A 26354-nucleotide genomic window follows, 5' to 3' on the forward strand; every position below is an offset into this window, starting at 1 on the left:
CTTATACGAACCGTCCATCGAAATTGTTACTGCTTTAAATCAGTTATAAATGTCTCAAACTGCAAACCTCTGGAAGCTTTAAATAAAATGATTGCTTCTTCATGTAAATGGGGTTGAAGCGCGTTTAGCAAAGCATTCTTATCTGTATAATGGCTAGCAGGAATTGAACCACTCTGTTCAACGAGTTCCTCAGTAATATATTTAGCAGCATTACCAAACGTGTAGACGTTTGTAATTGGCTTAGTTATGGCTTCCGATACAGAACGATGCATCACCTCTGAATAATCGCCTAATTCTAAAATATCACCTAAAACAAGGACTTTTTCAGAGTATCCATCGAGTTGTTTCACGACCTCGATAGCAGCCTTCATAGATGTAGCAGAAGCATTGTAAGCATCATTAATCAATGTCACACCATTTTTTCCACGTAGTTTTTCGAATCGCATCCCTGTCTTCTGCATATGACGAAACGCCGATTGCATCTTTCCTGCTTCGATTTTTAAACTCATACCGATCGTAATTGCCAATGTCGCATTCTTAGCATGGTGTTTTCCTAAAAAAGGAATCGTATAATTTGCATTTTCGTTTATCGTAAACGATGTTTCATTATCATGTACTTGTAGCGAGGTTATTTGGTTCACGTTATGTTTCGCAAAACCACAAGTAATCACTCGTTCTTGATTATGAAGTTGCTGTAATAAAGGCTCGTCGCCATCTATTACTAACAGCCCTGTTTTACTTAATCCTGATAAAATTTCTAGTTTTGCTTTGGCAATATTTTCTCTCGAACCTAGATATTCAATATGGGATTCGCCAATATTGGTAATAATTGCATAATCTAGTTTCGCTATATTAGATAATAATTTTATTTCACCAGCATGATTCATTCCCATTTCCACTACCAAAACTTCTGTATTCGGCTGCATAGATAGGATAGTCAAAGGCAAGCCGATATGGTTATTAAAATTCCCCTTCGTATAATGGGTTCGGTAGGTTGTTTGCAATAAAGCTGCAACCATATCCTTCGTTGTTGTTTTACCATTTGAACCGGTTATCCCGATCACAATTGGATTCATTTTTTCCCGATACGCAGAAGCCAATTGCTGCAAGGCAGTCAACGTGTCTTCCACATAAAATACTACCAATGAAGCAGGGAGAGTGTCCGGCAATTGCTTTTGTTTATTCCACAAAACAGCAATCGCTCCTTTCTCCACTGCTTCAGAAACATAATCATGGCCATCAAAATTTTCTCCAACGATCGGAACGAATAAACCATCCGCCATTTCTATACGGCTATCTGTATAGACGCCTTTAATGGATTGTTCAGCGATATGTCCTGTATACGAATGAAACATCTGGACAAGCCATTTTACTGTGAACATTAGGCACGCTCCTTCGCTAATATTGCTTGACGAGCAACTTCACGATCATCAAAGTCATATTTTGTATGCCCTATTTGCTGGTATGTCTCATGCCCTTTTCCAGCAATAACGATGATATCATCATCCGCTGCTTGATTTACCGCTTCATGAATGGCTGCTTTCCGATCAGCTATCACTTCATATGTCGCGTCGTTGTCTAAGCCATTTGTCATATCCTCAAGAATGGCCATTGGATCCTCTGTTCTTGGATTGTCAGAAGTGAAAATCGGTTTATCGGCGTATTTCACCGCTATTTGCGCCATAACCGGTCGTTTTGTCTTATCTCGATCGCCACCGCAGCCAACGACAACAAATACACGCTGTTTAGCAAATTCTTTCACAGTCTGTAACACATTTTCCAATGAATCTGGTGTATGTGCATAATCTACAATGACAGCAAAAGATTGCCCTTCATTTACAGGCTCAAACCGTCCATTTACCCCTTCAATTTGCTCAAATGCCTCTTGAATCGTATCCAATGAAATATTAGAAACGATTGCAGCGGCAGAAGCTGCCAGCATGTTATAAACGTTAAACGTCCCCATTAGCTTGCTTTTAATGTGTATGTTACCTATTGGGGTTTTCAGTTGAAAATAAATTCCCGTAGCTCCAAGCTCAATATCACTAGCCATTACCTGTGCATCACGATCTATTCCATACGTAATCACATGCTGTGCTGTACTTTGCTTTAGCAACTCACTGGCAGGTTCATCCTGATTTAGCACAGCATATTTACGTTTTTCAGTATCATAATGGTTGCCCATTTGTGCAAACAACAGACTTTTTGCTCGCAAATAATCGTCCATATCCTTATGAAAATCTAAATGATCTTGGGAAAGATTTGTAAAAACAGCGATATCATAATCACAACCATGCACTCTCCCCTGAACAAGTGCATGGGAAGAAACTTCCATAATTGCCTGCTCTATATGCTGCTTTGCCATCTTGTCGAATGTCTGCTGTAATGAAAGCGCATCTGGGGTTGTATTAATCACCGGATACGTTTCGTCATCAATTTTTATATGTAAAGTACCGATGACACCTGTTTTTTGTTTAGCTAATTTAAAAATAGCTTCCAATAAATAAGTTACTGTCGTTTTGCCATTTGTTCCAGTTACTCCTATTAGTGAAAATTTACCAGTTGGGTTATCATAATACTTCACCGCAAGTATTGATAAAGCTCGTTTAGAATCAGGCACTAATATAACCGGCAATTTGGAATCCACTGGTTTTTCAGCAATAATCGCTACAGCTCCGTTAGCTTCGGCCTGGTTTACAAAATCATGCCCATCTACTGTATATCCTGAAATGCATATAAATAAGTCTCCCGGCTTTACTTTCCGCGAATCCATGACAATTTTGTCAATATTTAGATCTGATACATTTTCGGTTGTTTTATAAAATGGTATACAGCTTAATAATTCCTCTAATTTCATGTGTAACATCCCATTCTCATTGTAATTATCTCGATAAAGATATTCTTGCTTCGAATCACTTTTAAGAGGGTGAAAGACACCCTCTTTCTTTTTCGCCTATCTATTATAGCAAATTTGCGCATAATTAACGATCATTTTCTGCTAAATAAATTCTAATTTTTGCACCTTGTTCTACTTTAGTACCTGGTTTAGGTGCTTGATCCACAATATAATCCCCTTTTCCGCTCGTTTCAATGGATAAATTTGTCATATATTCCTGGAGTTCTTTTCGCTTTAATCCTACAACATCCGGCACCTCTACTTTAGGCTGTTCCGGCCATTGGTAATCTTTTTCCAGTCCTTCCGTACGAGGTTTTACTTCCATTGCTCTCAGGCTGTCACCAATAATCCTGCCAACTACTGGAGCTGCAACCACTCCACCAAATTGTACCGCGTTTTTCGGGTTATCCACAGCAACATACACAACAATTTCGGGATCATCAGCTGGAGCAAAGCCGATAAAAGAAACTACATAATTATTTTTCATATATCTGCCATCAGGTCCTACTTTTTGAGCTGTTCCTGTTTTTCCGCCTACTCGGTATCCATCCACATAAGCGGGGCGCCCTGTCCCTTGAGCCACTACACTTTCTAATGCTTGGCGTATTTCTTTGGAAGTTGCCTCCGAGATAACTCGTTTTTTCATTACAGGCTTAACTTGCTTTTGGACACTGGATGTTTTCGGATCAATCCACTCCTCTGCAATGTATGGTTCGTATAAATATCCGCCATTTACTGCAGCAGAAACAGCCATTACTTGTTGAATTGGTGTTACGGAAACTCCTTGTCCAAAAGCGGTAGTTGCTAGTTCAACAGGTCCTACTTTTTCAGGTTTAAACAAAATTCCAGTACCTTCTCCCTGTAAGTCGATTCCAGTTTTTTTTCCGAAACCAAATTGATCAATATAGGAAAACAGCTTTTCTTTTCCAAGCATTTGACCAAGGCTTACAAACCCAGGGTTACATGAATTTTGCACCACTTCTAAATAGCTTTGATGCCCATGCCCACCACTTTTCCAACAATGCAATTCCGAACCACCAACTGAAATATCGCCATCATCGTGGTAATGATCATTGTGTAAATCAACTACCCCTTCTTCCAGGGCAGCAGCAAGCGTAATAATCTTAAATGTTGATCCTGGTTCATACGTACTCCATATAGGCAAATTACGATCAAAAATATCTGCGTCCACTTCCTGATAGTTTTCCGGATGAAAATTTGGCCGTGATGTCATCCCAAGAACACCGCCCGTTTTTGGATTTACAGCAATGGCAACAGCTCCATCAGGATTATACTTAGAGGCAACTAAATCCAGTTCTCTTTCCATAATCGTTTGTACTCTTGTGTCAATTGTCGTCTTTAAATCCAGTCCATCTTTTGGTTCAGAATAAACATCTGCTAAACGTTCTAGTCTTCTCCCTTTGGCATCGGAATAAAAGGATAAACTTCCTTTTTCCCCACTTAGCTGTTCATCATAGTATAGCTCCAAGCCCATTAAACCTTGATTATCAATACCTGCAAACCCAAGTACATGAGAGAGGTCGTCCCCATATGGATAATGCCGTTTAGAATCCTTAGATAAATATACTCCGTTCATATCTAATGTTCGAATTGCCATCTCTTGCTTTTCATTTATCTTTCTTCCCTCAGGGTGAATATTGACGCTGGAGGCATTTTTCGTTACATATGCAAACGCCTCATCTTCTGGCATTTCTAGTATTGAGGCCAATTTTTGGGCCGTTTGTTTAGGTTCATCAACTTGTCTTGGGACAACGACTACAGAAGGAGCCGTTACATTTTCAGCTAGTACTTCCCCATGATTATCTAAGATTTTTCCTCTTTCCGGTTCAAATTCAATATCTCTCGTCCATAATTCTGTAGCCTGTCCCGTCAGATCATCTCCGATAACAAATTGTACATAACCCAGGCGGATATCGATAATTACATAGACTAGTAAACCAATAAGAAAAACAGCGACAATCCTCTTTTTTGTCGTCACAGCAGATACACGTTTCATACGACATCTCCTTTTTAAAGACATGCTTGTATCCACTATATGAACGATAAAAAGGGAATAGAACACTGTTTCTCATGTTAATCTATGGTCCAGTTAAGCTTATTTCTATACCTCTTAACGAGCATCACTTCACCCGATCTATGGATCTATTCTTGCTTTTTTTGCTTGTTCGGAGGTTCTAGCTCAATACCTAGATAATCACCAGGCTTAATAGCTACACCTGCTTTTATATTTTGTGTCGCAACATAACCATCGCCAAATGTTTCTGTCTTCAATTCTAGTAGGTTAGCAAGCTGCAATGCATCCCGAAGCGACCAGCCAATAATTTGGGGCATTTTAGGTTTTTCAGTGATGAGCATAATGTGATCATTTGGCAATACTTGATCTCCTTCTTGGACATTGCTTTTTAGTATTTTTCCCTTTCCAGTTGTCGTAACACGTAAGCCTTTTTCCGTTAACTCTTTTGCTACGGCTTCCCCACTTTTACCAACTACAGAGGGGATTTCAATATGCTTTACGTTGTCCATTTTTTGCTTATCCGGATCTATGTTTAAGTAATGCAGTCCATTTTCCATAACATGTTTAAAAATAAATGCAACTGGATCGGATCCCATTTCCAAGGACCCGTCTTTTTTCTCCCCTAATTTTGGTTGCTTCACAGACACATACATCATTAGTTGAGGATTATCAATTGGCGCCATCCCTAAAAAGGAAAAGATGTAATTTTCTCTTCCGATTAAATAGCCACCGTCAGGGTTGGGGATTTGAGCCGTTCCTGTTTTCCCCCCTACCTTATAACCATCTAATTGAAAGTTTTTTCCCGTTGCATGCTCTCCATTAACTGCCAAATCTAATAATTGTAATACTTGTTTGGACGTAGCTTTAGAGATGGGTTCACCTACCACTTTTGGCTGTTTTTCTTTGATTGGCTTTTGCTTATCGGCTTCTGTTAACTTATCAATAATATATGGTTGCAGCATTTTACCGTTATTTGCAATGGCAGTTGCTGCCTTCATTTGCTGGATTGGCGTCATAGTTGTATCTTGGCCGAATGCAGTCGTTAATTTTTCTGCTGGCCAATTGTATAAAATTTTCCCAGCAACCTCATTTGGTAAGTCGATATTTGTTTTTTGATCAAACTGAAAGGCTTTTAAGTACTCAAGGTATTTATCCGAGCCAATTTTTTCCCATACGAGCTTAGAAGCGGCAACATTAGAAGACCGCTCGAATCCTTCATTGTATGAAATAGGTCCCCAACCAGCCCCGCCATTGTGATCACGAACCGGCTTAATTTTTTCATTGGGCTGATATTGCCCCGATTTATAAGCTTCTGTTCCGTTATAGACACCTTCTTCTATTGCAGCAGCCCAAGTAAACATTTTCATTGTGGAGCCAGGCTCAAATGGTGTGGACACAACGTCATTGTACCAATTTTCTACATCAGTAGGATTATTTGGATTATAGCTTGGTCGATTTCCCATCGCTATAACTTCCCCCGTTTTTGGGTTCATAACAACAGCAGAAATACGTTCAGGTTCATATTTCTTTTCAACTTGCGTCAATGTATCCTCCAGTAGGGTTTGAATTTTTTGGTCAATGGTCAAATAAATGTTTCCGCCATCCTCATTTTTTTTGACTACTTCTTTCGGATCGAGCAATTTTTTATTATATTTATCCCGTTGAAAAGCAATGTAGCCATCTTTTCCACGCAAGTGTTTATCCATTTCCTTTTCAATACCAGTGACACCTTTTAATTGTTGCGTCGTAGCATTCTCCTCTTTCCCCTCTATTTCCATCTCTTTCGCAAATCCGATGATTTGTGAAGCGAAGGTACCATTTGGATATGCCCGAACAGTCTCTTCCTTAAAATGAATTCCCGGTAATTCCAGTTCCTCGATTTCCTCTTTCTTTTGCAAGGAAAGCTGTCTACCTTTATTTCCAAACTCTACTTGGAAGCGATCATTATCAATCCCTTCCTGTAAGCGTTTCTCTATATCGCTTTCCTTCATATCCAATAAAGGAGCTAATTGCTCAGCTGTTTTTCGTGGTTCTTTCACATGCCTTGGTTCTTCCGCACCGTCCGAATAAGCTTCTTGAACAATGGCGAAGATTCTGTAGCTCGGCTGATCATAAGCGAGTGTCATTCCATTATTGTCATAGATTTTCCCGCGTTCTGCAGGCAGTTTATAAGTAGACGTACGCTGTTTATCTGCCCACTTCTTTAAAGAAACACCGTCAATTTCTGCGGTTGCTTGAATATAGAGAAACCTTCCCGATAAAGTTAAAAAAATGCCGACGAAAAGGATGATAAAAATCCCTGCCATAAAATGCGTTGTTTTATTTTTCCTCATAACCTATCCGTTCTCCTTGAATGAAATTAATCGATAGATTGTGCCTGCCTAACCTTTGCATCCTGAACTTGTAAGCCGTTTTTCTTCGCAATCTCAATGATTCGTTCTGGACGACTTAGTTTTTTGATTTCATCTGATAATAGATCATTCTCGGATTGTTGTGCCTTTACTTTACTCTCCAATTCTTGCATGTCACGATTAATCGAGTCTGTGGAAGAAGCAAATGAAACCATGTAAACACAAGCCACTACAATGAATAGCCCAATAATCGAATAAATGATTTTTTCCCCTTTTGTTATCCAGCCTTGCTTGGCTACTTTTACAGGGTTCGTTTGTTCACGTTTAGGGGTTCTTTGCGGTTTTATCTGTTCCCAACTTCTTGCATGATTTGCACTCATTATTTCCTCCACCCTTCCTTATAAGTAAATTCATCTCTCCATTCGCCTACTTTTTCTACGATGCGAAGCTTGGCAGATCGAGACCTTCTATTCTCATCCAACTCATCTGAAGTGGCAACAATTGGCTTTCTGGTTATTAAGCGAAATGGTGCTTCGTTTTCTTTTGGCAATATCGGTAAATGACGTGGGGTTTCTTTATCTGTACTCCATTTTTTAAAAGCTTGTTTACAAAGGCGATCCTCTAACGAATGAAAGGTAATTACTGCTATTCGCCCATTTATACCGATTACCTTTGCCGCTTGATGTAAGGCGTCATTAAACACATCGAGCTCATCGTTTACCGCAATTCTTAATGCCTGAAATACACGTTTAGCAGGATGACCGCCTTTACGTCGAGCAGGGGCAGGGATTGCCTCTTTGATAATATCAACTAAATCATACGTGGTTTCAATGGGGGCTGTCTTTCTACGTTCTTCTATTTTTCGAGCAATTTGTTTGGAGAATTTTTCCTCACCATATTGATAGAAAATCTTCACCAAATCCTGAAAAGACCAATCGTTAACGATACGAAAGGCATCCAATTCTTGTTGTTGATTCATACGCATATCTAATCTCGCATCATGTTGATAACTAAAGCCGCGCTCCCCTCTATCAAGTTGTGGAGAGGAAACCCCTAAATCAAATAGAACACCATCAACCTGACTAATATTTTCTTTAGCTAACACCGCTTCAAGTTCACTAAAATTAGCATGAATGAACTTCATACGATTCTTATATGCCTGCAAACGATCCTTTGCAGCCTCTAATGCAAGAATATCCTGATCAAAACCAAGTAATAGCCCATTCTCTCCAAGTATCGAGGCAATTGCTTCTGAGTGACCGCCACCACCAAGCGTACAATCGACATACACGCCATCGGCTTTAATAGCAAGTCCTTGAATCGTCTCTTCTTTTAAAACACTTTTATGTTCAAACATATAAACACCCATTTCTTTTTCAAGCAAGCTACTGTAATAGCTTTAAATATCAAAATCCATTAAGTTCTCCGCAATTTCTGCAAAAGATTCTTCAGAGTCGGTAACATACGAATCCCAATGTTCACTCGACCATATTTCAATTCGATTCGAAACACCAATAACAACACATTCTTTCTCAATTGCTGCATAATTTCGTAATGTTTGCGGAATATTTATTCTACCCTGTTTATCAATTTCACATTCAACTGCGCCAGAAAAGAAAAATCGTGTAAACGCTCTGGCATCTTTTTTCGTTAGTGGGAGCTTTTTTAGTTTTTCTTCCAATATTTTCCATTCAGTCATGGGGTAAACAAATAAACATTGATCCAATCCTCGAGTCACGACAAAGCTTTCTCCAAGCTGTTCGCGAAACTTGGAAGGGACAATTATTCTGCCTTTCGTATCAATGTTATGTTGGAATTCACCCATAAACATATAGTCCGCCCCACCTTCGTATTCCCTATATTACCACATCCCCCCACTATTCACCACCAATTTTTTAAAAATTGCTTGCACTGGTTAAAAATTAGGAAATAAGAACTATTTTATTGCTAACAAAAAAAGACTGCCTTCATTGCTATGACAGTCTTTTCGCTCATTTTTTATTTAAAGTGGGGGGGATGGGAAGCTTCCATTTAGACGGCTATCCATACATGATTTTGTACTGCAAAAATTAGACCTAAAGGCTTCTGAACAGGATCAGGCAGTTGATTTTACAGTTGGATTTCCCATTTACCCTTTTGGAATGCACTTCATAAGCTTGAAGGGCAGACCATACAACTAGTTACATGGTTTTCTTCTATCTTACTAATTAGAAGTAAAAGAATGGTCAAAATCATAAGTTCCCTTGAAAAAGAGAATACACTTTTTCTGTGTGGAGTGTGTCGCTAACGTAGCTATTCTATTACAATAGCTCCTCACATCACAGCCAACCTAAGCGAATCGGAAATTTAGATGCCGTTACCCACACGTGATTTCTTTGTCACCTCCGACACTTGAAGTGGAAGTTTTACGATAAAAACTTCGTATTATATCCCTATAGGTATACCGCATAGTGGGAGTTGCGAAAGGTATATGAATGCCGGAGTAAGCTGCTTGCAAATGATATCCCGTAGATATTTAACCAAGGTAACGGGTTCCAGATGCGTTCCTGCAATCCATTTTCGGGGTGTAAGACGCATTGGAGTATATCAAACTTCGCTAAATCATTTTGATGTTTACATTGCCAAGCTTTCACTAAGCGTTTTTCCAAGTATTGGATGTGGTCTTGTATATAATTAAGGTTTTTCTCAGCTATCGCGCCTAAATCGTCTCTCATGGATGCGGCCAATTCTCTTAGCGGCGCATGCACGTCGATTATCTGCTCTTGTACCTCTTGGGCAATCTGTTTTATAGAAGGATAGGATGTATTTGCTAGCCAAGCCTCTTTTTCATCCGCTACCCTTCCATTAATCACTTGCTCAGCGCTCATTTGGCAATCATGCAATGCCTTTTCAATCGTGCGGTCAATGACCGATATAGAAAGCCTCGGTACAACGGGTGGCATTTTCATTTGCAATTGATGAAAAGCTGACTTTAGCGCAGACCAATAACCGATTTCTCCAGGGCCAGCTATAAATGCAAGATTTGGAAATAGCATTTCTTGCATTAACGGACGGGTAACTACATTATTACTCAATTGCGCAGGAGTTAGTTTAGCAATTTGTTTCAACTGTTCTGTTGTAAAATGAACCTCGTTTTGTTTGCCTATCCATTCGCCTGTGTCTGTGCGTTGCAGTAATATTCGTTCGTCATCCTGATAATAAAATAAATGACCATCTGACGGTGCAACTGATAAATCTATAGTGTAACCTAAAGATTGTAATTGCTCTAATGAATCACATACCGATTCACTGATTTTAGGTTGATTTTCAATCATTTCCACAAAGAAATCACTTTCCAATTGACGGATGGATTTATTGCCAGAATCCATTAATACTAAGCCTTCTTCTGGGAAAAAATGATAAATAAGCTTGGCAAAGAAGTCAACGTATGTAAGAGAGGAAGCTAAGCATTTATTCATTTCATCATATAATGTTTTTGTATGGTTTGTTTCTGTTAATTTTTCAAACAGCTCGTCTAGCCATTGTTTCGCTTTATCATGATCAATTCGAATGTCTGATAGAGCTGTTTTAGAACGCACTTGCTGTTTTAATACATATTTTTGCATCTGTTGTTCCTCTTGCAAATAAACATGATTTACCTCAGCAAAATCATGATCCTCACCCGCTATCCAGAAAATAGGGATTACTGGAACTCTCAACTCTTCTTCTTGTTGTTTCGCTAAATGTATAATGGAAATAATTTTATTAATCGTATACAAAGGACCAGACAACAGACTGGCCTGCTGTCCCCCAATAACCGTTACAGCTTCGGGATGACGCAATCTATCAATATTTTTTCGCGTTGCTTCCGGCGCCTTCCATTGGCTATTTATCATTTGTAAACAATCGCATAATTCCTGACGTTTAAACGTTCTTTTTTGCAGATCATGATACCTATGCTCCCATTCACCAAATGCGGGATAATCAAAAAATGGCTGAATGCTCGGCTCATTATTCCGATAGTCTTCGATTAATTTATTTTGTTGCTTTAATTTGATAGGTTCGATCCGCATAGATTCATGCTCCTTTATATGTAATGTCCTTCATGTATTGTACCTAAAAAATTTTAAAATTTCATGCGATCTGTTTGAAAATCAGATATTAAAAAAGATCCGCTGTAAAATTCCAGTTATGATGAGCATCCCATATAACAAACCAAACGCTAAAAATGAAATCCGCCACGTTAATTTTATTGCCTTGAACAAGAGCACTTCCGTTTGTTGTTTCCATTGCAAAAAAAGAATTCCGATTAACAAAATAAGTAGTAAAATCATGATTACTCCAGCTATCGATACTCCAATAATCATTTCTACCATTAAAGTCACAGCTATCAAGTACAACGGGGTTGTCCAATATACTGCCAGATGAAAAGATTTTATTTGTTTTTGTGTCAGTTTATAACTAAAAAGATAGGTAAGCCATGTCGCCATAAAAGGTATTGAAATAAAAAATGCGGTCAAATATATAATTCCATTTTTCACGATTGTCTCATACCTCCGATATAGTGAATCTTCACTCAAGGTGTTCATTCATCCCCCACTGAGTGTTAGTAGCCTAAGGGTATGTCCTAAAGACCTCTTACGAAATAGGGCATTTAGGTGCCACTTAGACTTGTGGTAGTACAGATTATCTAACTCTTGAAGTGGGAGTCTTACAGCACCTTATATGCGAGAGAATTTGCATCTTTAAATACGGATGGGTAAACTACTAATTTACACTTCTTATATATAACTAAATGAACATTTTCACAAATTAAAACCTACGTAAATGCGCTTCACTTTATTTTGATCTTCGTCTTATTTATATTATAATAAATACATAGAAAAGCCAAAATAATTCTACAAAAACAGATGATTTATATTGGCAAGGGGGTAGGATGATGGATAAGGTGAAAGTTGAAAAACTTATGATCAATTATAAAACATTGGAGAAATTTAAGCGCTTTAAAGAATACGGAAACCAAGAGTTATCTATGTTGGAAGATTTAGAAAATAATCTGGTGGAAAATCAAAGTGACTCTCCGTTCTACGGGATTTATATTGGGGACAGCTTAATTGCTCGAATGAGCCTTTATAAAGTAAAACAAAAGTATGATTTTTATTTTGACCCACCTCAGGATTATTTAACTTTATGGAAATTAGAGGTTCTGCCCGAGTATCAAGGCAAAGGCTATGGAAAAGCATTAGTTGATTTTGCTAAAAGCTATCAGCTACCAATTAAAACAAACCCGCGCATTAATTCTCATGGCTTTTGGGAAAAAATGGGTTTCCAAAAGGCCCAATACAAAATGGAGCGTGATTTAGGGGAGAATCCACTTATTTGGATGCCCGAAGGAGTTAAAGAAATTCAAACAACGGACTAAGAGCAATCCGGATCAAGAATTAAAGACATGAATTTTTGTTTATTCATGTCTTTCGTTCTCTTTTCATGTACATGATTTAATATAAATTGCACTGAAAAAATGAAAAAATTACTCACACGTCTCTTTCTTTATTTCTCTTTCCGACACAACCGAATTCCATAAGTCCCCTATCTCTTTCCAAGCTTTCTCGTAGCGAAGCAAAGCGTTTTTTAATTCCTCATTTTCTTTCTCTAAATGCTTCATATGTTCCGTGTGATCGTCCAAATGCTCCGATGTAATTTGTTCATTGCCAGCCTTTATCTTTTCTAGTAAGGAAATGACTGTTTCAAGCGGATCATGGTGACCTGGCTCTGAAACATACCAGCTATAGTTGATATTATCATTCTTGCGCGCCTCTTTCGCTTTTAGCACCTCTTTTTGATATTGCTTACGAATGGTGGCATTCCATCTAAACCCACAGGCTGCAGCAGTTCTAGACAGTCTATGAGCTACTTCCTTGAACGCCTCTAATTGTGTTTTCCCTTCTTTTATATAACGTAGAACGGTTTCTGCTAGTAGGATATCTTCATCTTTCGTCCAAGCATCTTGCCTTGTTACACTCATAACACCCCTCCTTATACATTTGCTATCAATGTATGCAAAAACTAGGAGTGATAGACTAAAAGGTTTATGTTTTTTATTAGATTTTTGATTATTTCCTTATCGACAGCTATTCATTTCTACCCGCTGAAGTGACAAAAGTTTAAATCATTATTTACCGACATACAATTTGGAGAAGTTTTAACTACAAAACAAAGGAGGAGATAATCAGGAGGTAAAGGTTAACATGTGAGCAGCTAAACGATCCGAAACGCTTTACAAGAGTCTCTCAAAAGTAAAATAAGAATACTATACAAAAAACAAAAACGAACGCAATCGGTTAGTGACGTACAAACAGGAACTTTAACGCACGCGATAAAGTGAATCTTCATTCTGTAGGTGTTTTCATTCACCCCCCCACGGCTTGTTCGTACCGTAATGGTATGACCTAAATGCCGGTTACGAAAAAGGAATTTAAGATGCTGTTATCTCCCACTTAGACTTGTGGTAGTACAGATTATCCAACTCCTGAAGTGAGTGTCTTACAGCACCTTATACGTGGAAAGGTGACTTCTCTTTATCCCCTGCTAAAAGTAGAACAAAGACTAAAATCTTAAGTTCCCTTGAAAAAGCAAGCTACTTTTTAAAAAGGCACGCGTCGTATCATTTCTTATGCAAAAAAGCAGCCCACTTTTGGTGACCTACTTTTTAATAGCATTTAATTCTAGAATGAATAAGATCCGAGAATCAAAGGAGATTGTTTCTCAGCTCGCTGCTTCATCAATTTAACAAATGATTGTTTTATTTACTGACTTACTACTTCTTTCCCATCATAGTGCCCACATGCTTTACATACATGGTGTGGTTTTGTTAATTCTCCACAATTTGAACATTCCACCATGCCAGGTACGTGTAATTTTTTATGTGTACGACGTTGATTTTTTACTTTTTTTGAAGTTCTTCTTTTAGGTACTGCCATGACTTACACCTCCTTTATAGAAAGATAAGAACCAAACTTATTTGTTCTTATCATTGTCTTTAAACAATGTTTCCAATTTTTTAAAACGCTCATCTATTGTGTTTGCGTTCTTTTCTTCTGAAATAAATTGCCAGCCTTTGCCTTCTGTTATACAATCCGCTTGGCTGTTCATTTCATCTGAAAATACGCGATACGGAACCTCTAGTAGGATATTTTCCTTGATTAGAGGGGTTAAGTCAAGCACCGCTCCCTCAATTGGGTGAATTTCAGCATCAATTTCATCTTCCGTTCTATACAAAGACGTTGTAAATATCTCTTCTGTTTCAATATCAAACGGATATCGAACATCTACTAGCGTTCGCGCGCACGGAAGCACCATTTCACCAAAAATACGCAAGGAAAAAATAACATTATCTTCTTGGAAAAAGCACGTTCCTTGAACTTCGACTTCACCTATATGACGAATATCGTTGTTCATTACTTCCAGTTCGGAAACATCTTCCGTGTCTGTAAAAGTAAAAGGTTCCTTATAAGCATTTTTCTTTAACTGAGCTAATGCAAATTTCATCATTATCACCTCAAGGCAACAAGAGTAATTTTAAAAGAAAAAAAGAGTTTTGTCAACATATTCTCTTTACACAATTCCCTCCTTCACCACTTCCATTCCACTATATCATATAGGAAACCTGAAAACACTAGTATGTCTTTATACCACACTTTAACATGCAGTAATATCATGCTATAGTTTTATTTTTCAACCAGTATGGAACAGAGGGTAAACACCCCTATGAAATTTGCACGAATGAAGTCACAAATCACAGTTAGAGGCTAAAAGGTGCATTCCATTATTTTATCCTTAATGCGAATATAGCCCTGTTCTGATAAAATAAAGGGAAGCTATGATTCATTTCGTTCCGAAGTGTTGCACCCTATTAGTGGCTTCTACTCATATTACCTGTCTAGAAAAAATTCTTAACTTGTCCAACAAATAGTGGTGGACACTGTTTAACTAAGTCAAAATCCTTTTTCATGGAGTTGGTATTAATGAAAGCATGTGGATTAATTGTTGAATATAATCCTTTTCATAATGGACATGTTTATCACGTTCAAAGCGCAAAAAAAATTACTAAAGCTGATTGCATAATTGCCGTTATGAGCGGCCCTTTCCTGCAACGTGGCGAACCTGCAATCATTGATAAATTTCATCGAACATACGCCGCTCTTCAAGGTGGCGTGGATATTGTAGTGGAACTCCCTTACGCATTTGCAGTACAAAGTAGTGAATGGTTTGCAAAAGGAGCAGTGCTTACCCTCCATGCTTTGCAAGTTTCCAGCATATGCTTCGGCAGTGAATCAGGAGAGATAACCTCTTTTACCAATAGTTATAAACAATTGACTGCCAATTTAGAAGCATACAACCACGCTCTTAAACTAAATTTGAATGCTGGTTTAGCATTTCCTGAAGCAAGTAAAAATGCTTATGAACAAATTGGACTAGCTTACAGGAATTTAACACAACCAAATAATATATTAGGTTTTAGCTATGTAAAAACGATCTATGATTATCATTTGCCAATTAAACCCCTTACTATTCAACGAAGTCAAAGCGACTATCATGATAGAACGATTACAGGTTCCATAGCAAGCGCGACAAGTATTAGAGAAACAATGCTGAAAGAAGGAGCGATTTCTCCCTCGATCCGCAATGCAATTCCAGAGCCAACGTATGAACAATTGACTGCTTACAAACAAACTACTTCAACTTGGCATACGTGGGAAGCATATTTCCCATTGCTTCATTATCGGGTTTCTACAATGACTGCACAAGAGCTTGCTTCGATTCAAGGTGTTGATGAAGGATTAGAACACCGGATTAAAAAAACAGCGAAACAGGCAGATTCTTTTTACGATTGGATGGAAAAACTTAAAACAAAAAGGTATACATGGACAAGATTACAACGTATGTTTGTACATATTTTAACTAACACAAAAAAACAAGACATGGAGATGTTACATAATTTAGCAGCAATACCCTATATACGGATTCTTGGATTTACAAAACAAGGACAGAAATACTTACGCGAGTGTAAGAAAGAATTGCCAACGCCACTCATTCATAGTATGACTCGGCACATGCACCCGATGCTAGAGATGGAAGAACGAGCAAGTCATGCTTATTACAGTATCCTTCCTGCAGCAAAAAAACAAAATATGCTCAAACAAGAGTTTCAGCCTCCTATTTTCAGCAACCATAAATAGTTAAACCGTTTTACCAATACAGGAAATACTTCCAGTTTCATCATAAAGTGAATCTTCAATCAGTGGGGGTTTTCATTCATTCCCCACTGATTGTTAGATAAACGAATCGGGTATTTAGGTGCTGGTACCTCCCACTTAGACTTGTTGCAGTACAGATTATCCAACTCCTGAAGTGGGAGGTTTACAGCACCTTATATACGGGATAAAAAAACCTGCCTCCAACAATTATCTAAAAGGGCAGGTCTTTTACATTTATTTTAATTCTTCTAAATAAGTAATAGCATCCTCGAATGTATCAACTGGAACAATTTTCATATCTGTTTCAATTTCTTTTGCTGTTTCAAGAGCAACTTGATAATTGGATCCTTTTTTGCCTTGTTCATTTGGAGCAAAGAAAATGTCTACACCTTCCTTATCGGCTGCTACAACTTTCTTATCAATGCCACCTATACGGTATACATTGCCATCATAATCTATTTCTCCTGTTCCAGCTATTTCATATCCTTTTGTTATATCTTCCTTCGTCAGCTGATCATAAATTTCTAAGGAGAACATTAAACCAGCACTAGGTCCCCCAATTTGGCCACTGGAGAATTTTACTTCTGGATCGACAGAAACAGCACGATCGGTTACTAACTGGATTCCAATCCCCGGCTTATTATCTAAGTCTTTTAATTCTTTCAATGTAATGGATTCTGTCATTGTTTCGTCATCTCTGACAAATTCCACAGATATAGTGTCACCAGCTCGCTTCGTTTGGATATAATCAAGTAGATCATCTGCTTGCGTTATTTTTTTGTCATCAACCCGGATGATACGATCACCCATTTTCAATTTACCTTCCGCCGGCATATTTTCTACAACCATGGCAACATATACGCCATTATAATCAATAGAAATCTGTTTATCCGCTGCTTGATAAGCTACTACTGTAGAAGCTTCTTGAGAGTTTTCCATCATTTGTAACTGTACATGCATGTATTCGTCGTCTGTGATCCCTTCAGGAAACACTTCATCAATCGGTAATACATCATGATGTGGCAATATTTTTGCCAGTAGAAACTGCATAGGAGTTGCTTGAGCGCCACTAACCGTTACTAAATGCATATCTCCCTTACTAGAGTAACCATCTTCCACCTCTACAATCGGATTAAGTGCATCTGCACTGCCAGGTTTATAAATATAATATGGCAATTGAAATATTGCTAAAAAATATACTGCTAATATAACAAGCAATATATGAACAATATGTTTTTTCTTCATTTCCTACCCCCCGCATACGAACAATTGACTATTTATCCGTAAAATAGCTATCTAACATTCCACTCCAAATATGTATGCGTTTGTACCATATTATTTCACAATTATTTTCCGTAAAGAACCAAGTTATTAAGATAGTAAACGCATGATAAACGGTGTTGACTCACGAATGCAAATTAGAATCTTTAGAACCAGCTCCCAAGATAAATCGCTGTGTCATATTCAGCTATTGGGCAATTTTGCATGCTTATGAAATTGTGTGGCATAAAATCACTATGCACAAGCGTATATTTAAGTATACTTGTACAAACAAAAACAGAAGACGAGCTAAACATCTATTTGCATGAAACGATATTCCAATTTTACTACTAACATTTAAATAAGTACAGAGTAAGGTAAAATCTTAGGGGGCATCACTATTGGCGCAAATACTAAAAACACTCCTTCTTTCTATGATAACTATATCGATCGCCATTTCTTTGGTAAAATTTCCTGATCAATCATTAGAAGCAAGTATACGTGGTTTAAATCTTTGGTGGGAAGTAGTTTTCCCTTCTTTACTTCCATTTTTTATTATTGCAGAATTACTTATTAGTTTTGGTGTCGTCCAATTTATTGGCATTCTATTCGAACCGATTATGCGCCCTCTGTTTAATATACCAGGAGTAGGCAGCTTTGGCTGGTTTATGGGAATGGCGAGTGGCTACCCTACAGGGGCTAAAATTAGTGCACGACTAAGAGAAGAAAAGCAGTTAACGAGAATTGAAGCAGAGCGATTAGTATCATTTACAAATGCATCAAGCCCACTATTTATTTTCGCCGCCATTTCAGTAGGCTTTTTTCAAAATAGCTCTTTAGGAGTATTGCTGGCAGTATGTCATTATTTAAGTAACACATTTGTTGGGATTTGCATGCGGTTTTATGGAAAAAAGAAGGACAAAAAAAACCAAAACAAAAGAAATGAATCATCCAAATATTCGGTACGTAAAGCTTTTACAGCGATGCACCGGACGAGGATGAATGATGATCGACCACTTGGGGAAGTTTTAGGAGATGCTGTCATTCATTCTGTCAAAACCTTAGTAATGGTCGGGGGATTTATCGTTCTATTTTCCGTATTAACGAAATTGCTTTTCTTAAGCGGAATATCCACATTTATAGCTCATTTTTTAGGAAAATTATTAAATTTCGCATCGATATCTAAAGATTTTGGGCTTCCATTACTATCTGGCCTATTTGAAATAACAATTGGTGTTCAAAGCATCTCTGTTGTTCAAGATACGTTGCTAGTACAAGCAGTGTTAGTCAGTTTCATTCTCGGTTTTAATGGTTTTTCTGTGCAAGCACAAGTTGCAAGTATTTTGGCAAAAACCGATATCCGGTTTGCTCCGTATTTTTTTGCACGTATTCTTCATGGCGTATTTGCTAGTATATTAACGATTTTGTTCTACAAGCCTTTGTATATTGATAGGAAAGTCTTTGATATGGAAGTAGTTCCGGTAAACCATGATGTGCCTGAAAACCTGTGGCTTTTAATTCTGGAAAATTTGGCAGCCATCGGACCATTGCTCACCATATCCTTTGTTGGAATTTCTATTATTCTTTTATACTATCGAAGAAAAAAATAGGATAATCATAACTCCCACCAATAGGTTCATAAGAAGTAATAAAGGATGCACGAGCAAGGGGGCTATGCTTTTTTTAAGAGATAAAAAAGTATAAATTTAGGCGCTTGGGGATAACGAAATAACCGAAGCCACGTCCGGCTCCATTGCCCAGCAACTAGGCGACTTTAGAAATGCGCCCTACGATAAGTCATCATCGGTTCGTCGCTAAGGGGAAGGCCGACTAAAAACGGGCTTGCCGCTCAGGCGTCGGCATACCCCTGTTTTTAGTGGCATGATTCCTAAATCTTTGGTTGTTCGTTCCATTCGCTACGTTGCTAAACGGGCGCTTGCGCCTTTGTTCGATTAAACAGAGAGGATCGATACAAACCTCCCACCTCAGCTTCCCGATATAATAATTATGGATAATAAATTTGTTCTTTTTGAGGGGGGAGGTCTTCTTAAATTTCATTCGAATGGAGAAGAATTAACAATCTCTTTTTGTATGTAACTACGAGAGAGAATGATTATTTGAATTTAAGTGCCAACGCTTCTTCAACCGCTTTGGGAACCATGTCACTAACATTAGCACGATATTTTGCAACTTCTTTAACAATACTCGAGCTCAAAAATGAATATTGATTATTCGTCATCATAAAAAAAGTTTCAATATCTTCATAAAGCTGCCTATTCATCGATGTGATTTGCATTTCATATTCAAAATCACTAACTGCTCGCAAGCCACGTATAACAGCTTGAGCATTTTTTGATTTCGCATAATCCATTAGCAAACTGCTTGATGAATCAACAGTAACATTTGGTAAGTGGCTTGTACACTCTTCTAATAATTTCATCCTCTCTTTTACTGTAAATAAAGGATCTTTTGATTGATTATTAAAAACAGCAACAATTACATGATCAAAAATTTTAGCTCCTCGTTGAATGATATCCAAGTGTCCATACGTTACTGGATCGAAACTACCCGGACATATCGCCAATCTAGTCAAGATAAGCGCTCCCTTCTAATTAACTTTATAGATCGTTATACAAATTGTCCCCCCATAGTTCGCTTGTTTGACAATGGATAGACGAGGATGTGCAGCAGGTAATTGTTCAGATGTATCATGTTCACAATAAACCCATGTATTCGTAGCTACCAGTTCCAAGTCCAATAATTTTTGCAGAATTTTTTCAAGCTTCACCTTTCCGTAAGGGGGATCTAATAACACTAACTTGAAAGAAAAGCTGCGCTTAGCAGCTGCTTGTAAGGCTCGAAAAGCATCTGCACGAAATACTTCAGACCGTTCCTCAAGCTTTAACTTTTGTAAATTTTCATTTATGATATGTATCGCTTGTGGTGACTTATCCACGAAAATCGTCCGATCTATTCCTCGGCTTAATGCTTCTATTCCTAACCCACCACTGCCAGCAAATAAATCTAAGGCATCCCCACCATCAAAAAAAGGTCCCATTATTTGAAATACTGCTTCTTTTACTTTATCTGTCGTCGGACGAGTCAGATGGCCAGGAACTGATTTTAATTGTCTTCCCTTATATTCTCCAGCAATTATCCGCATTGCTTCACCTCCACGTTTACCATTATTCGACATTTATCCTATCACAAAAGCGTGGAAACGAACAATAATAACAAGAGTATTAAAAAATAATGGGGAGACATGTATATTATTCATCGGAACGTCCATACTAGTGTAATGAATCAGCTATAGATTACTTTGGCTGTTTCATTAAACGGAGAAGACTTACACTTCCCCATAAGTTCTTCTTCCGGTTTCTCCTCTCCCTTTGCCTTTTTGTTTTCTTTATAAGGAAACAAAAGGACCTGTAGAACTTTTTCTGCAGGTTTTTTCTTTTTGTGAAATAAAGCAACAAACTTTATCCAATGTTTTTTCTGCTGATAAAGTGAATCTTCAATCCGTGGGGGTTTTTATTCATCTCCCACCGATTGTTAGTACCGTAATAGTATGTCCTAAAGTCCTCTGAACGAACCGGGCATTTAGGTGCTGTTATCTCCTACTTAGACTTGTTGCAGTACAGATTATTTAACTCCTGAAGTGGGAGTCTACATCACCTTATATGCGGAATAACAAGCCCTCTTTCCTATATTCCCATTTTATAATCATACTGTTTTGCTTTATCTGGTTTCGCATTTTCAAAGTTTGTTTCAACAAATGGTTTATACGATCTATCAACTTTAGAAACAAATGTAAACTTCAAAAGTTTTTTTTCGATTTTTTCTAATTCTTCTTGATCCACGTATATGACAGCATACTTTAATTTTTTGGAACTATACAATAGATGACCGTATCGTTTGATTTGTTTTAAATTTTTCATGTGCTGGAACCAAACGATTAAGCCTTGACGTTTTGTGCGCATTATTTTTAACCTCACTTACTATTTATCATGTAAATTATTGGTGATGATTATGTATATATTCATAATGTGACCAAAAAGGAGAAGAGATGGTTGTTTGAATGCGAGCGAATTGTAATCCCATTCATTAACAGATATCTTGTCATCTCCTTTTTAGATCACATATCAGCCGTTATTAGCACATGGAAAGCATTTTTTCCAATCCAATTCGCTATTTGCTATATATAAAGGATTGATATACTAATAAAGCAATTATACAGCACAGCCACAGCCGCCGCCACTTCCACAACCGCAACCACTTTCACTTAAAGCCGCGCCATCTTTAGGAACTTTGATTTGTTCGCTAACGCTATATGCTAGATATTGACTAATTTCGTCCAATAATTGCTGCAAATTGCGCTCAGCGATTTTAAAGGAAGCTACTTTGTCATTCATATCCATTTCTCGCTTTACTTTCCGCACTTCCTTCATAATTGTATTGTAATCTGGATGATATCTGCCAAATCGCTGTACATCCTCGTAATGCTCCTTGATGGATGAAAAAGCTTGAACAAGCTTCTGAGCCTCTTTATCTTCATGTAATTCTTTTTGAGAATGACGATAGGCTTCCATGACATCAGAATCCAAGATCATTTTTCCTAATTCCTCTGAACGATCGAGGATTGCTACATAGTCCATTGTCGCTATCACCCTATACACCTCCCACTTCATAGTACCATTTTTTATAGCATGTGAAAATATTTAATCCTTCATTGCTCCAGCAAACTGCATTAACATTCTAACCATTTGCAAGTGATTGTTTACCCTCTCTACTCGCTGAGGAAATGTTTTCCCATAAAAATGTTTGGCTTCCTTTCTCATTTCTGGTAATAAAGAGGGGTCCCGAGATAAATAGCGATACCAGACCGGATTCATCCGAACAAATTGCAATAACTCCGGGTGCTGCTCTAAATAGTTATAACATAACGGATCCATGTTTATGCTCCTTAATCACGAAACCACCCCATACGTTCATTTGTTGGCTGTTTCGTATCCTTTGTTTGTTTAAATTGGGAAATAATTTCCTGAATCGTAGTAACAGATGAGCTAAATTGCTCCACTTGACGTTGTATTTTATCTAAATCCATGGATTCTGCCATTTTTAATAGCTGGCTAAATAATTCCTTATTATTCTCATTCGTCTGATTGTGTTCTTTTTTGCTTTTATTTTTGTTTGTATCCGTTTGTTTAAATTTGTCCCAATAAGGATCATCTTCACCTAGTAATGCCCATTTTTCGTACACGTCTTGCCACGGTCTTCCACTTTTTCGAACATCCTCAATTAATTTCGGATGTTTATTTATGAATTGCTTGAAAGCAGTTACTGAAGGGTGTAAATGTCGATCACTCATTCGAATTCACCTCTTTTACACATAGTCATATGTACTAATTAGTTTATGTCTATTATGAACGCTTGTGATTAAACAAATTTTTGACAGGATAATGAATCTCAAATTAAGGTTCTAAGGCAAAGTTGGGTGAGACAGAAATAGCTCGCTCTCATTTATTATCTTGTCTTGCTGCCATTCCACGGAAATCGCTCCCTTTTTTTAAGATATGAAAGGGAGTAAAAATGAGGTGCTTGGGGATAACGAAATAACCGGATAGCCACGTCCGGCTCCATCGCCTAGCAACTAGGCAACTTTAGAAATGCGCCCTACGATAAGTCATCATCGGTTTGTCCCTAAGAGGGAGACCGACTAAAAACGGGCTTGCCGCCCAAACGTCGGCATACCCCAGTTTTAGTTGCATGATTCCTTTAATCTTCGTTGATTCGTTCCATTCACTACGTTGCTAAACGGGCGCCCTGCGCCTTTGTTCAAAGATAAGAAAGTATAAAGTTTGTTGCTTTGGGATAAGGGAATAACTGAATAGCCACGTCCGGCTTCAGCGCCCAGCAACTAGGCGACTTTAGAAATGCGCCCTACGATAAGTCATCATCGGTTCGTCGCTAAGGGGAAGGCCGACTAAAAACGGGCTTGCCGCCCGACGTCGGCATACCCCTGGTTGCAGGGGCATGATTCCTTTATCTTTAGTTGATTCGTTCCATTCGCTACGTTGCTAAACGTGCGCCCTGCGCCTTTGTTCGTGGGCGGTTAATCAGCCTCTTCATTTTTTTCGTAAAAAACGCTTATCGCAATGAGCGCAGACATATCGACCATTTTCGTAAAGTGAATCTTCCATCAGCGCGGGTTTTCATTCATCCCCCACGGCTTATTAGTAGCCTAAGGGTATGACCTAGGCCTTTTACGAAATAGGGCATTTAGGTGCTGTTATCTCCGCTTAGACTTATTTTCAGCACCAGATTATCCAACTCCTGAAGTGGGGGTTTACAGCATCTTATATGCGGGATAAATAACTGAGCCTTCCAAATCAGGTAAAGAAATGTTAGAATTCCATTACTAACAACCCCTTTACTTGTTTTGTGGTAATTCAAGTTTAACAAAAATGGAGTTGACGTGTTTTTTATTTCTGAATTATTTCTTAACCCCAACAAATATTTGTAGAGCCCAAATTAAAAACCGGCTAGAAGCAGTCATCAAATACTACTTCTAGCCGGTTTTATCTCGCTAGGCGCTCATGGTAACTTCTGTTTTAAATAGCAGAATGGGCACCTTCCACATCGTGATGTGGTAGAATTACGTAACTCTGAAATCCATAGACCAATTTACTTCTTAAAAAGGCTTGGCCAAGAAGTTTTGTGTATAGTATAGACGATAAACGCCGACACCTAAGTGTGTGTATTTTTCACTTAATAATGCTTCTCGGTGACCTTCACTATTTAACCAGCCTTCCATTGCAGCAGCAGCGTCTGGATATTGTGCCGCAATATTTTCACCAGCTGCTACAAAAGCAACCTTTCCTTCGTCAAGACGTTCCTTCAGCCCTCTCCCATCTTGACTTGAATGAGAAAAATATTTATTTACTGCCATATCTTTACTGTGTAAAAAAGCAACTTCACCAACTGATTTTTCCCACTGCAATTTTTCTTTATCTCGTTGTTGTCGCATGATATTCGTGATATCAAATATTTGCCGTTCCATTCCAGCTTCAATTTTTGCCCACTGATGATCATCTAAGCTTGGCTTTTTAGGAAGCTCTCCTCTATACTGTATTTCATAAGGTTGATGCTTTAATAACGTATTGATATCCAATATTCGCACAGAGGATAACTGCTGTTGAAATGTATCGAAATAAAGCTGCATAAATATAGAATCGGAAATTTTCACTAATGGGCGTGTTTTTCTATCGTTTGCATTAAGTTTAAAGGTAAAAGAGGCAAGCCCATTTCGATAATTTACTTCTTCAGAAAATGTGAAGTGTTTTTGCACCTTTTCATAGCTTTCTCCAATAGCTACAGGTTTTATATTCGTTCCTTTTCCAGTAGCATAAATGGTGTGAATGGTACCATCCATAATTCCAAATTGAATATATTGGTCTTTTTCATTTGTATAAACCCACCAAGTATAACCGTAAGCGCTTGGATCCTTTCTAACTGGTTCTCCAAGTTCTTCTTGTAATTGGCCACTTGACTTCCCATACCATTGAAATATATCGCCCTCTAAAGCAATGTCTGGTCTTTCTTCCGGCACTTTTTTCGTTTTAAGCAATTGCTCCTTTTCCTTCACAGTCTCGCTAATCGTTTGCATGGTTTCTTGTGGTGATATTTCATTACTTTCTAATAAATAAAAACCGACTACGGCGACTACAGCTAATAGTAAAAGATTTCGTATAAATCGCATTATTCGTTTCTCCTTTTTATACGATATATATGTTTCATTTAAAGTATCATGCTAGTTACTCTAATATTTTACTGTATCATAATAAAAAATAGAACATAGAGCAAATATTTGCATAAACTATGCCTTTTTCATTGAAAGTTGCTATATTTCATACTAATATAGTATAGTGAGGATAACAAGGTGAGGTGGGGAAAATGAAATTAGAAAATACTGGCTTAGAAGACGTAAAGATTGACTTAAAACCGCTTGATCATGTAACGGCAAAACACGCTTTTATTCGGGCAGGGCAATGGGATTATGAGCGAGTTACCTATGATTATCGAATGGATTCTGACGAGAAAAATATTACATACTATATTCGAGTTCAAGGCTACGCTATAGAAGGTGACGTTGATCGTGGAAACGCCGTCATTCAACTAATGACGCCTTTATTAGGCAAACATTACTATCCACATGGCGTTGAATATGGAGAAGAAGAAAATTTCCCAAACGATTTAGTGGAGCGTGCTAAGAATCTTATCAGTAAATTAAAAACAGAAATTGACCAGCTAAAGCAATGAAACCATTCATCTGCTTGTATGCTGAAGCTTTAATTCAAACCGACTACTCCCTATTACCAAGATAGTCGGTTTTTCTTTGTTTTAACACGATCGTTTGATCATTGTGTTGCTGCGGTCCAAATCTTATTTCAGATCAGCAAAGCCCTCCTTCCCTTTTCAAACAGTGAGAGTTTACTAGAACTTATTTTCGGTATAAGCCAATATGTAAAAGAAGAGACATAACCAGCTAGCTACAGAAATGAAAACTACTCCCCCAA

Annotated in this window: 24 protein-coding genes; 4 read left to right on the forward strand and 20 right to left on the reverse strand. The window is 37.9% G+C overall.

Going from position 1 to position 26354, the window contains the following annotated elements; genetic code table 11:
- Positions 1–26 precede the first annotated feature (26 nt).
- The 9 genes from KBP50_RS10235 to KBP50_RS10275 form a co-directional block, all read right to left on the reverse strand.
- Positions 27–1382, reverse strand: a complete 1356-nt coding sequence (locus KBP50_RS10235) for a UDP-N-acetylmuramoyl-tripeptide--D-alanyl-D-alanine ligase (RefSeq protein ID WP_050352650.1) — start codon at positions 1380–1382, stop codon at positions 27–29.
- Positions 1382–2857 carry a UDP-N-acetylmuramoyl-L-alanyl-D-glutamate--2,6-diaminopimelate ligase gene (locus tag KBP50_RS10240; RefSeq protein ID WP_050352649.1) on the reverse strand — a complete coding sequence of 492 codons (1476 nt, stop codon included), beginning with the start codon at positions 2855–2857 and terminating at the stop codon, positions 1382–1384. Before KBP50_RS10240 ends, KBP50_RS10235 begins: the two co-directional genes overlap by 1 nt.
- Positions 2858–2981: 124 nt before the next feature.
- Positions 2982–4913, reverse strand: a complete 1932-nt coding sequence (locus KBP50_RS10245; RefSeq protein ID WP_050352648.1) for a stage V sporulation protein D — start codon at positions 4911–4913, stop codon at positions 2982–2984.
- Between the two features lie 146 nt (positions 4914–5059).
- Positions 5060–7264, reverse strand: coding sequence for a penicillin-binding protein (locus KBP50_RS10250; RefSeq protein WP_050352647.1), 2205 nt, complete (start codon positions 7262–7264; stop codon positions 5060–5062).
- 26 nt (positions 7265–7290) lie between these two features.
- The gene (ftsL, locus tag KBP50_RS10255; RefSeq protein WP_050352646.1) at positions 7291–7662 is read right to left on the reverse strand and encodes a cell division protein FtsL; all 372 of its coding nucleotides are present in this window, start codon (positions 7660–7662) and stop codon (positions 7291–7293) included.
- A complete protein-coding gene (gene rsmH, locus KBP50_RS10260; RefSeq protein WP_175609400.1) occupies positions 7662–8639 on the reverse strand; it encodes a 16S rRNA (cytosine(1402)-N(4))-methyltransferase RsmH in 978 nt (325 codons plus the stop codon). Before rsmH ends, ftsL begins: the two co-directional genes overlap by 1 nt.
- A gap of 42 nt (positions 8640–8681) precedes the next feature.
- On the reverse strand, positions 8682–9113 hold the full coding sequence (gene mraZ, locus KBP50_RS10265; RefSeq protein ID WP_050352645.1) for a division/cell wall cluster transcriptional repressor MraZ: 432 nt from the start codon (positions 9111–9113) through the stop codon (positions 8682–8684).
- A 601-nt stretch (positions 9114–9714) separates the two neighbouring features.
- Positions 9715–11334 (reverse strand): bacillithiol biosynthesis cysteine-adding enzyme BshC, encoded by a 1620-nt coding sequence (bshC, locus tag KBP50_RS10270; RefSeq protein ID WP_050352644.1) that lies wholly within the window; start codon positions 11332–11334, stop codon positions 9715–9717.
- An 81-nt stretch (positions 11335–11415) separates the two neighbouring features.
- Positions 11416–11841 carry a DUF3397 family protein gene (locus KBP50_RS10275; protein ID WP_169770804.1) on the reverse strand — a complete coding sequence of 142 codons (426 nt, stop codon included), beginning with the start codon at positions 11839–11841 and terminating at the stop codon, positions 11416–11418.
- Between the two features lie 359 nt (positions 11842–12200).
- Between KBP50_RS10275 and KBP50_RS10280 the strand changes: the two genes are divergently transcribed.
- Entirely contained in the window at positions 12201–12683 is a 483-nt protein-coding gene (locus KBP50_RS10280; protein WP_050352642.1) for an N-acetyltransferase, read from the forward strand.
- 108 nt (positions 12684–12791) lie between these two features.
- On the opposite strand, the gene KBP50_RS10285 is transcribed toward KBP50_RS10280, so the two are convergent.
- The 3 genes from KBP50_RS10285 to KBP50_RS10295 all read right to left on the reverse strand — a co-directional run bounded on the left by KBP50_RS10285 (position 12792) and on the right by KBP50_RS10295 (position 14809).
- A complete protein-coding gene (locus tag KBP50_RS10285) occupies positions 12792–13286 on the reverse strand; it encodes an RsfA family transcriptional regulator (protein ID WP_050352641.1) in 495 nt (164 codons plus the stop codon).
- 781 nt (positions 13287–14067) lie between these two features.
- Positions 14068–14241 (reverse strand): 50S ribosomal protein L32, encoded by a 174-nt coding sequence (gene rpmF, locus KBP50_RS10290; protein ID WP_050352640.1) that lies wholly within the window; start codon positions 14239–14241, stop codon positions 14068–14070.
- A gap of 37 nt (positions 14242–14278) precedes the next feature.
- Positions 14279–14809, reverse strand: a complete 531-nt coding sequence (locus KBP50_RS10295) for a YceD family protein (RefSeq protein ID WP_050352639.1) — start codon at positions 14807–14809, stop codon at positions 14279–14281.
- 476 nt (positions 14810–15285) lie between these two features.
- Between KBP50_RS10295 and KBP50_RS10300 the strand changes: the two genes are divergently transcribed.
- Entirely contained in the window at positions 15286–16500 is a 1215-nt protein-coding gene (locus KBP50_RS10300) for a nucleotidyltransferase (RefSeq protein ID WP_050352638.1), read from the forward strand.
- A gap of 252 nt (positions 16501–16752) precedes the next feature.
- On the opposite strand, the gene KBP50_RS10305 is transcribed toward KBP50_RS10300, so the two are convergent.
- Positions 16753–17763 (reverse strand): SepM family pheromone-processing serine protease, encoded by a 1011-nt coding sequence (locus tag KBP50_RS10305; RefSeq protein WP_050352637.1) that lies wholly within the window; start codon positions 17761–17763, stop codon positions 16753–16755.
- A gap of 416 nt (positions 17764–18179) precedes the next feature.
- Between KBP50_RS10305 and ylbJ the strand changes: the two genes are divergently transcribed.
- Positions 18180–19388: a sporulation integral membrane protein YlbJ gene (ylbJ, locus tag KBP50_RS10310; protein ID WP_175609401.1), complete on the forward strand. Its 1209-nt coding sequence runs from the start codon at positions 18180–18182 to the stop codon at positions 19386–19388.
- Between the two features lie 503 nt (positions 19389–19891).
- Here the strand turns inward: ylbJ and coaD are convergent.
- From coaD to KBP50_RS10345, 7 genes are all read right to left on the reverse strand, one after another.
- On the reverse strand, positions 19892–20371 hold the full coding sequence (gene coaD, locus KBP50_RS10315) for a pantetheine-phosphate adenylyltransferase (protein WP_050352636.1): 480 nt from the start codon (positions 20369–20371) through the stop codon (positions 19892–19894).
- Positions 20372–20386: 15 nt separating this feature from the next.
- Positions 20387–20941 carry a 16S rRNA (guanine(966)-N(2))-methyltransferase RsmD gene (gene rsmD, locus KBP50_RS10320; protein WP_050352635.1) on the reverse strand — a complete coding sequence of 185 codons (555 nt, stop codon included), beginning with the start codon at positions 20939–20941 and terminating at the stop codon, positions 20387–20389.
- Positions 20942–21482: 541 nt separating this feature from the next.
- Positions 21483–21758: a YlbG family protein gene (locus KBP50_RS10325; protein ID WP_050352634.1), complete on the reverse strand. Its 276-nt coding sequence runs from the start codon at positions 21756–21758 to the stop codon at positions 21483–21485.
- Between the two features lie 249 nt (positions 21759–22007).
- Positions 22008–22445, reverse strand: a complete 438-nt coding sequence (locus KBP50_RS10330; protein ID WP_050352633.1) for a YlbF/YmcA family competence regulator — start codon at positions 22443–22445, stop codon at positions 22008–22010.
- Positions 22446–22496: 51 nt separating this feature from the next.
- On the reverse strand, positions 22497–22730 hold the full coding sequence (locus KBP50_RS10335; protein ID WP_050352632.1) for a YlbE-like family protein: 234 nt from the start codon (positions 22728–22730) through the stop codon (positions 22497–22499).
- Positions 22731–22741: 11 nt separating this feature from the next.
- On the reverse strand, positions 22742–23146 hold the full coding sequence (gene ylbD, locus KBP50_RS10340) for a YlbD family protein (RefSeq protein WP_050352631.1): 405 nt from the start codon (positions 23144–23146) through the stop codon (positions 22742–22744).
- A gap of 1323 nt (positions 23147–24469) precedes the next feature.
- On the reverse strand, positions 24470–25537 hold the full coding sequence (locus KBP50_RS10345; protein ID WP_050352630.1) for a CAP domain-containing protein: 1068 nt from the start codon (positions 25535–25537) through the stop codon (positions 24470–24472).
- Between the two features lie 194 nt (positions 25538–25731).
- Here KBP50_RS10345 and KBP50_RS10350 point away from each other — a divergent pair, with 194 nt between their 5' ends.
- Positions 25732–26097, forward strand: a complete 366-nt coding sequence (locus KBP50_RS10350; RefSeq protein ID WP_050352629.1) for a YugN family protein — start codon at positions 25732–25734, stop codon at positions 26095–26097.
- Positions 26098–26354 lie beyond the last annotated feature (257 nt).

This window comes from Virgibacillus pantothenticus, from assembly GCF_018075365.1.
Taxonomy (GTDB): domain Bacteria; phylum Bacillota; class Bacilli; order Bacillales; family Amphibacillaceae; genus Virgibacillus; species Virgibacillus pantothenticus.

Bases quoted from the DNA above. Each gene is read 5' to 3' on its own strand.
- KBP50_RS10235 (WP_050352650.1), bottom strand. From the start codon at position 1,382: ATGTTCACAGTAAAATGGCTTGTCCAGATGTTTCATTCGTATACAGGA.
- KBP50_RS10240 (WP_050352649.1), bottom strand. From the start codon at position 2,857: ATGAAATTAGAGGAATTATTAAGCTGTATACCATTTTATAAAACAACC.
- KBP50_RS10245 (WP_050352648.1), bottom strand. From the start codon at position 4,913: ATGAAACGTGTATCTGCTGTGACGACAAAAAAGAGGATTGTCGCTGTT.
- KBP50_RS10250 (WP_050352647.1), bottom strand. From the start codon at position 7,264: ATGAGGAAAAATAAAACAACGCATTTTATGGCAGGGATTTTTATCATC.
- ftsL (WP_050352646.1), bottom strand. From the start codon at position 7,662: ATGAGTGCAAATCATGCAAGAAGTTGGGAACAGATAAAACCGCAAAGA.
- rsmH (WP_175609400.1), bottom strand. From the start codon at position 8,639: ATGTTTGAACATAAAAGTGTTTTAAAAGAAGAGACGATTCAAGGACTT.
- mraZ (WP_050352645.1), bottom strand. From the start codon at position 9,113: ATGTTTATGGGTGAATTCCAACATAACATTGATACGAAAGGCAGAATA.
- bshC (WP_050352644.1), bottom strand. From the start codon at position 11,334: ATGCGGATCGAACCTATCAAATTAAAGCAACAAAATAAATTAATCGAA.
- KBP50_RS10280 (WP_050352642.1), top strand. From the start codon at position 12,201: ATGGATAAGGTGAAAGTTGAAAAACTTATGATCAATTATAAAACATTG.
- KBP50_RS10285 (WP_050352641.1), bottom strand. From the start codon at position 13,286: ATGAGTGTAACAAGGCAAGATGCTTGGACGAAAGATGAAGATATCCTA.
- rpmF (WP_050352640.1), bottom strand. From the start codon at position 14,241: ATGGCAGTACCTAAAAGAAGAACTTCAAAAAAAGTAAAAAATCAACGT.
- KBP50_RS10295 (WP_050352639.1), bottom strand. From the start codon at position 14,809: ATGAAATTTGCATTAGCTCAGTTAAAGAAAAATGCTTATAAGGAACCT.
- KBP50_RS10300 (WP_050352638.1), top strand. From the start codon at position 15,286: ATGAAAGCATGTGGATTAATTGTTGAATATAATCCTTTTCATAATGGA.
- KBP50_RS10305 (WP_050352637.1), bottom strand. From the start codon at position 17,763: ATGAAGAAAAAACATATTGTTCATATATTGCTTGTTATATTAGCAGTA.
- rsmD (WP_050352635.1), bottom strand. From the start codon at position 20,941: ATGCGGATAATTGCTGGAGAATATAAGGGAAGACAATTAAAATCAGTT.
- KBP50_RS10325 (WP_050352634.1), bottom strand. From the start codon at position 21,758: ATGCGCACAAAACGTCAAGGCTTAATCGTTTGGTTCCAGCACATGAAA.
- KBP50_RS10335 (WP_050352632.1), bottom strand. From the start codon at position 22,730: ATGGATCCGTTATGTTATAACTATTTAGAGCAGCACCCGGAGTTATTG.
- ylbD (WP_050352631.1), bottom strand. From the start codon at position 23,146: ATGAGTGATCGACATTTACACCCTTCAGTAACTGCTTTCAAGCAATTC.
- KBP50_RS10345 (WP_050352630.1), bottom strand. From the start codon at position 25,537: ATGCGATTTATACGAAATCTTTTACTATTAGCTGTAGTCGCCGTAGTC.
- KBP50_RS10350 (WP_050352629.1), top strand. From the start codon at position 25,732: ATGAAATTAGAAAATACTGGCTTAGAAGACGTAAAGATTGACTTAAAA.